This is a genomic window from Williamwhitmania sp. (genome assembly GCA_035529935.1).
Taxonomy (GTDB): domain Bacteria; phylum Bacteroidota; class Bacteroidia; order Bacteroidales; family Williamwhitmaniaceae; genus Williamwhitmania.
Map to the genome: position 1 here is coordinate 1 of DATKVT010000093.1, position 6,664 is coordinate 6,664.

A 6,664-nucleotide genomic window follows, 5' to 3' on the forward strand; every position below is an offset into this window, starting at 1 on the left:
CGCCGATGGCTATGGCGTTGGTGTAGTATGTTAATGTACCGTTCACTGCGGCATTGGCTCCAAGGAACACGTTGGACACCCCGCCTGATTTATACCCAGCTCCATAGCCGCCAGCAAAATTGTAAGAGCCGGGAGCCTGACGGAGCGTGGTATACCCTGCTGCCGTGTTGCCATCTCCGGGGGACTGGAAGAGTGCGGAATAGCCCAGTCCCGAATTGTAAGAACCGGGGGATGACTGGAGCGTGACATTACCTACTGCCGAGTTGTACGATCCGGTGGACTGGTAGAGCGCGGCATTACCCAACGCCGAGTTGTACCCGCCGGGAGCATCATAGAGCGTGGCATACCCCAACCAAACGCTACCAGTCTGCGAGTTGCCAATAGGATACGTCACGGACTCCAAGCCCATATTGTCATCTGCTGTTTCACTGAATGTAATCGTTTGGGGGGTGAGTGCCAGCCTGTTCGTGATTACCACCGTGCCGAGATTGTTGGAGCCGGCCAGCGACACATCCCGCGTCTCGGTCAGTTGCACGTAATCACCAAGGTTAGCTTCTGCACCCGTAGGCAATGATACCTGAGATTGACTATTGCTCCCGCCAACGAGCGTGATGGTAGGCGTATTGACTGCTGACGTTACCTTGCTCTTGATTACTATCGCTTCGCCAGAAGCAAGGTTGGTGGGGATAAGAACAGCAATGGTCATTGGTAGATAGTCTGCCGTTCCCGTAAGTACCTTGACTGCACCCTGATCAGACCATTCCGGCATGACTCCACCTGTGACAATATTGGTGATATATGATTCCCATGTGTACGATGCGGTTCTGCCTGCGCCAGTATTGTAGCTAGCACCTATTCCCGACACATTGATTACGCCTTCCTTGATGATCCTGCTGGATAGATTCGTGATTATCCATGCATCGCCATATTGATTATTGGTGGCAGTCGGTATCGTGATGAGCCAGTTGGTCGAGGGTGGCGTAAGAGTAACCTGTCGAAATCCTGTGAACGTCGGATCAAATCCACCGCGAAGGTAGTACGCATCCCTGCCGCCGAGGAAGGACAGACCCTGTTGCAGCGTCATAAACTGATTGCTGGTAGTTGCGTCGGAACCTGAAACAGTTCCTCCAAAATACATATGTGCAGCTTCGTTATTGGGTTTCCACCAAAATTCGGGAGTATCGTAAGCGGGATTCATGCATGTTATCGTGCCACCAATGCCATTACTAAAAAAAGCAGTATTCATTCCATTCCAATAGACTTTTAAAAATGAACCATAAGACTCAGTTGACAAAGTAATTCCATTGCTAAATACATTGTAGCCGGTAAAGTAATTGGTAGCAGCAAGTTTTGGCATTATAGTGTTGCTGATGATTGAGTTATCTACATATATTTTACTTACAGCCTGAGACGAGGATGTTGGAGTAAGCGTAACATATATTTTGTTCGTAAAAATACGGATATCGCTGTCAATAATGGTGGCAGACAAAGCAACGTTACAAACCAATAACACGGTGGCAAATAGAATTTTTCCAAATAACTTCATAATAATCTCCTCAATTATCTTTCTAAAAAACGAAAGAAATATCCTTCTTATAACAAGGTATATATTCTTACCAATTCCACGCTTACGTTGTTAACGTTTATAGCCGCAAATCCATAGGAAGTAAATGTTCCAACGTCCGTTAATACACTATTAATGTTACTATGGCATCCTGGAACCCCATTCCCGCCAAATACAGGTGTGTAATAAGTTGTTCCATTGATAACAATACTAACAAATCCAGCGGTGGTTAAAGTCACGCTATTAGTTTCATTGCCCCAGAACACATTATCGTCATCCGAATCAAGACCTATCGTATCTGTATAAGTCTGTATATAGTATCCTCCAACTTCATCGATATCTACTGTTAGGAAGGATTCGGTTGGGAATATTCCTTCTGTTACTATGTCGGCTGTTAAATACTCTATGCCATTAGGACAATCGCTAACTACTTCGGATTCCTCGAATACCTTCATTACCGCAACTTCTGGCTTACCAATATTCCAAACCAAAGCGCCGGTTAAAACATTACCAACTGCTAAATTTTCATCGGCATCATATAAGGTCAATTTACAAAATATAGGATGGGTGGCTACGATACTAGCCAAATCAACATCGGGTCGCCACGTAATCCTTCTTCTGCCCGTCTGGATATTGGCACCGTAATCCCCACTTAAAGAAGTAATATTAGACCAAGTTGCCCCTCCGTCTTTACTATACTGAACGGAGAGCTGAGAATTATCTATTTCGCTTAGACCCATATAAGTATAATAAATGTCTATTACTTTATCGCCGGTATTTCTTTGGTAGATTTTTAAGTCTTCTAAGGACGGTTTCTGAGCATACCCCGAAACAAACTTATTAGCAAAGAAAGATATCGTATTACCAGCAACGTCTTCTATATTAATCTGAGCAACTATTGTATCGCCATCAACGCTAGGATTAAAAGCTACGGGTACATCTAAGTCAAAGGTATATGATCTGCTTAATCCATCAGTATCAACGTGAGTTTTGTAATTTAGAGACTTATCTGAAAATAGTGAATATCTTATTTGCTTTATGCTATGATCGCCATAAGATACGCTAAATGCAACCTTGATATTAGTATCGTAAGGTTGAATTTCAGATCCGTCAGGTCTAGTTACTTGAATGTTGTAAATATCTACCAAGTCGTTAAAAAGGTCTAGATCGTAAACGAGTCCGCAATCTACGTCCATGACAGCTTCAGCGTTTGTAATTTCCAGAGCGTAAGGATTGAATATTAAACCGTCAATTCCTAAGTCCGTATTAACAACCCCATCTGAGTCCATGTATATAGCCCTAATAGGATCTTTTATTAACTGGCTGGACTGACTATAATCGGGGATAAAAGTATCAAACTCGCTGGCAAAATTGAAAGTTTTATAGGCGGCAACCATTCCAAACAATCTATCTCTAATCAAGGGCGTTATTTCTCTATACTTCTTACTATAGGTTTTTGCCTTGTTTATGACTTTTTATACTTTGGCTAGCGCTATATCCGCTAACGGACTGTTTAATACCAGCTCTTTGCCTAAACCTACACCTAACGGATCTAGCGACGGGGTATTGTTGGGTCCCGCTACTCCACTAATGTACCAATACGCAGACAAATTAACAGATGACATTATGTATCGGGGTTATACGTCTGGCAAAGAAGCTCAAAACGTAGAGCGTATAAAGGCAACTTTTATGGCGCAATGGGGTGGAGGTGGGGCTACTCAGGTACAAAACGCAAAAGCCACCGAGTTAGCGCAAAGACAAGAAAGAGAAAAGAGAAATAGCCCTTTTTATACTCCTCCAGTTGGATCGAGAAGCGTAGAAGAAGAGAAGCCTATAAATGAATCCGATGCGCAATGGATAAACGGGTCATTCATAACTGCTATGGCTGTATTCTTCTCTGAATATTGGAAGAAAATAGCTAAGCTACCTCTCACGTAATGTTAAATGTCAACAGTAATTAACGGACAACGGAAAACAACAATATGGGCACCTTACTAGAACAATTCAAAGTAGAACTGGACTTAGCCAACAAAACCCTAGGCGATCAATATAGGGCAATGGATGATGTCAAGAAAAAGGCTCTAGATTATAATTCTGCTATTGCCAAAATCCATCTCGAAATGAAAAGCGGCGCTAGAACAATAAGAGACGGAACTGCCGCTATTAAAGCCGAAACCGCTGCTCAAAAAGTGGAAACCACAGAAGCGGTTAAACGTCTCAAAGTTATTAAAGAGCTACAAAAAGAACAAGAAAAACTTAATAAGATTATTGAAAGAGATGCCGATAAACTAAAATACTATGGCGCAATGGCTGGAAAATTAAGCTCTGGAATAAAGACACTTGGCAATACGTTAAATAGCGCATCTATGAGTTTTGCTGGGTTTGCCGGTGCTGCTGGTTTTACTGGATTCGGATTAAAGGCCCTTACGAAAGTAGCTCTTGATTATAACAAGACTATGTTTGATTTGTCTAGGATTCAGTCCACCGTAGGTAAAGGTTTCGGAGATGTAAATTCTGCTCTTGCCTACGTTAGAAAAAACACCCAAATGTCCGAGATGCAGTTCCTTAAATTGGCTAACTCTATGATGAGTAGCTTTGTTGGAATAAAACCTACCATGACGGACTTAGCCAAACTGATAGGAACCATCGGAGAGCAGTTCGGCTACGATTACGATAAGGCAAAAGAATTTGCTGATTTACAGGGTACTTTTCCACGACTTTTCAAGATGGTAGAAGCGGGATTGGAGGGGATAAGAAATAAACAAAGTGACGTTGTAGCTTCTGCTAGAACAATGTCTTTAGCTTTTAATCAAGCTACTGGTGGTGGACAAAAAGGCATCGACCTCTTGTCTATGGCGCTAACCGAACAAACCGAAGCTCAGAAAAAGTATTCCTCATTACTAAGGTCTAGAGCAGCAGCAGAAAAAGAACTAAGCGATGCGCAACTAAAAGTAGCAAAAGATCTTCAGCCTATGATACAGCAAGGTCTGGAAATGGCTACAAAAGCTATTCAGTTTATGAAGGGATATCAGGCTTCCATCGAGATTGTTGCTGTTGCTATGGGCGTTTTGGGTGTTGCAGCTAATGCCGCATCTGTTGCTGTTGCCTTACTTGGTAACGAGGCTGTTAAATCTTGGGCGAAAGCGTCGGGTCCTTTGTTACCTATAATTATCGCAGTGACCCTTCTTGGACTTGCGGCTAAAAAAGCATTCGACATGTGGGGTGCGGCAGAAGAGAAAGAAATGAACAAGCTTGCCGCCTTAGACAAAGAAATGTCGAAAACCCGTAAGGCTACTAAATACAAAGTTCTGATACAGACAGATGTAGATAAATTAAGAACAACCAAGGATAAAAGTGGAACAAGCCAGTTAGAAAGATACAAGAAAGCTATGGAGGCGGCAGAACAAGAAGCTGTCAAAACCACAGGCAAAGGCTTAGATATCGAGGGACAACTTAAGGCACATGCTGACGCAATAGGCCAAATTAAGAAAGATGCTACGGGTGTTTGGGCGGAATGGGAAAGAATTAACAAAGAAACAAAGACGCAGCTAGAAATGCTTGGGACTATAGCTGATGGGTATTCGGGTATGGCAAGCGCACTACAAGAAGCTGGTGGTAATGCAGAGAGTTTGCTGAACAGTCTTAAAGAAGCTCAAAAGGCCCAATTGGGAGAAATAGGCGAGCGACTTAAGGCTGCTTTGTTAACCGCAGACGAAACGATTGAAGCACTTAAAGAAAAGGGCGTTGACATACCTATTACCTTAGACATTACCGGCGATGCCACAAAGATGATTGGCGAGCAGGTAGAAGCTTTGCAAAAAATATTGCCGCTCATGAACGCCGAGAATTCCACCCTTGAGCAAAAAAGAACAATTCAGACCGCTATTAAAACCCTAGTGGACGAAGAAGGTAAAGCGTATAAGAAAGTGTCTGATATATCCAAAACAAGTTTTGCTGCTATGGAAGCCAAAATGAGTCAAATGGAGCAGTCTACTTCCAAGTTCGAAGCTAGATTAAACACGGAAAGACAGTTAATGGAAGCTGCTCAATTTGGATTAGGTGCTTCTGTAGCAATGATGCAAAAGCAAGTTGATTTAGCTTATAAGATGCAAGAAACATACGCCGAAGCAGACAAAAAGATAGCAAACGAGTTAAAGCAGCAGTATAGTCTTAATGATGCTCAAATGCAGGCCATACAGAATGCTACAACCCAAGGAGAAGCGGAACAATATATTAATAACGTTTTGGGCGCTAGAGGACAAGAGCAGCAAGACCTACTCCGTTATGCTACTAAACATCAAGAAATAACCGATAAACAAATGCAACAGCAACTCAAAATTTACGAGTTAACCAAGAATATCAGGGAAGGTTATTTGGACGCTATCAGAGAAATGGCTGTAGGCGCTGGTAGATTTGAAAAGATTATTGGTACTCAGACAATGGGTACGACTCAGCTCATGAAGGCTGTTAAGGGCGCAAGCGGCATGTATAAGCTCAATACGATGGCTCTTGGAGGTCGGCAATCTAATGCGCAAACAGCCGGTGGTGTTGGAACAAATGTTGCGGGTGGTTATGGAGTAGGCGGTCTTTATACAGAAGGCACGGCTATGACGAGCGCTAAAAACGCTAGGATTTGGAACTATGGACAAAGCGTAGATGAAGCTAGAAACAGAATGAAAGGAGGCGCTGGTAAAAAAGATACCGTTGGAACCGCTAATGTTCCTGGAGCGACACAAGGGTATATGGCACCAGAAAGAGAAGCTCAAATCAAAGGCAATATCGAAGGTACCATTATTGCGAACAAAATCGTTGATTTATTAGAGACTTCTAGAAGCCGGTTCAACGTGGATCTTAACCGAGGAAATGCTCCTGGCAGTGAAGACCTTAGTAAGCGCAATCCGTATGATTTGACAAATGTTGGTGTGCGTCCGCTATTTGGTTCTAACGCACCTGCTCCTGCTGTTTCTCCCACTAGAGTTTCAGGTGTTCCTAATGCCGCTGAAAATATAGTTGCTGGTATAAAAGCGAATAGAGGTGCTGCTCCTGCTGCTCCTGTCGCTCCCGCCGCTGCCGGTTCTGTTGCTCAAGCCAGTTCTGCCT

At 43.1% G+C, this 6,664-nt stretch carries 4 protein-coding genes; 2 read left to right on the forward strand and 2 right to left on the reverse strand.

Annotated elements, in window-relative coordinates; all coding sequences use genetic code 11:
- A partial coding sequence (locus tag VMW01_07200) for a hypothetical protein (GenBank protein ID HUW06030.1) occupies positions 1–1,546 on the reverse strand: 1,546 nt, incomplete at its 3' end.
- Positions 1,547–1,593: 47 nt separating this feature from the next.
- Positions 1,594–2,985 (reverse strand): hypothetical protein, encoded by a 1,392-nt coding sequence (locus tag VMW01_07205; protein ID HUW06031.1) that lies wholly within the window; start codon positions 2,983–2,985, stop codon positions 1,594–1,596.
- A 169-nt stretch (positions 2,986–3,154) separates the two neighbouring features.
- Between VMW01_07205 and VMW01_07210 the strand changes: the two genes are divergently transcribed.
- Positions 3,155–3,502, forward strand: coding sequence for a hypothetical protein (locus VMW01_07210; GenBank protein HUW06032.1), 348 nt, complete (start codon positions 3,155–3,157; stop codon positions 3,500–3,502).
- 44 nt (positions 3,503–3,546) lie between these two features.
- Positions 3,547–6,664: hypothetical protein (locus VMW01_07215; GenBank protein ID HUW06033.1), on the forward strand; the 3,118-nt coding region annotated here is incomplete at its 3' end.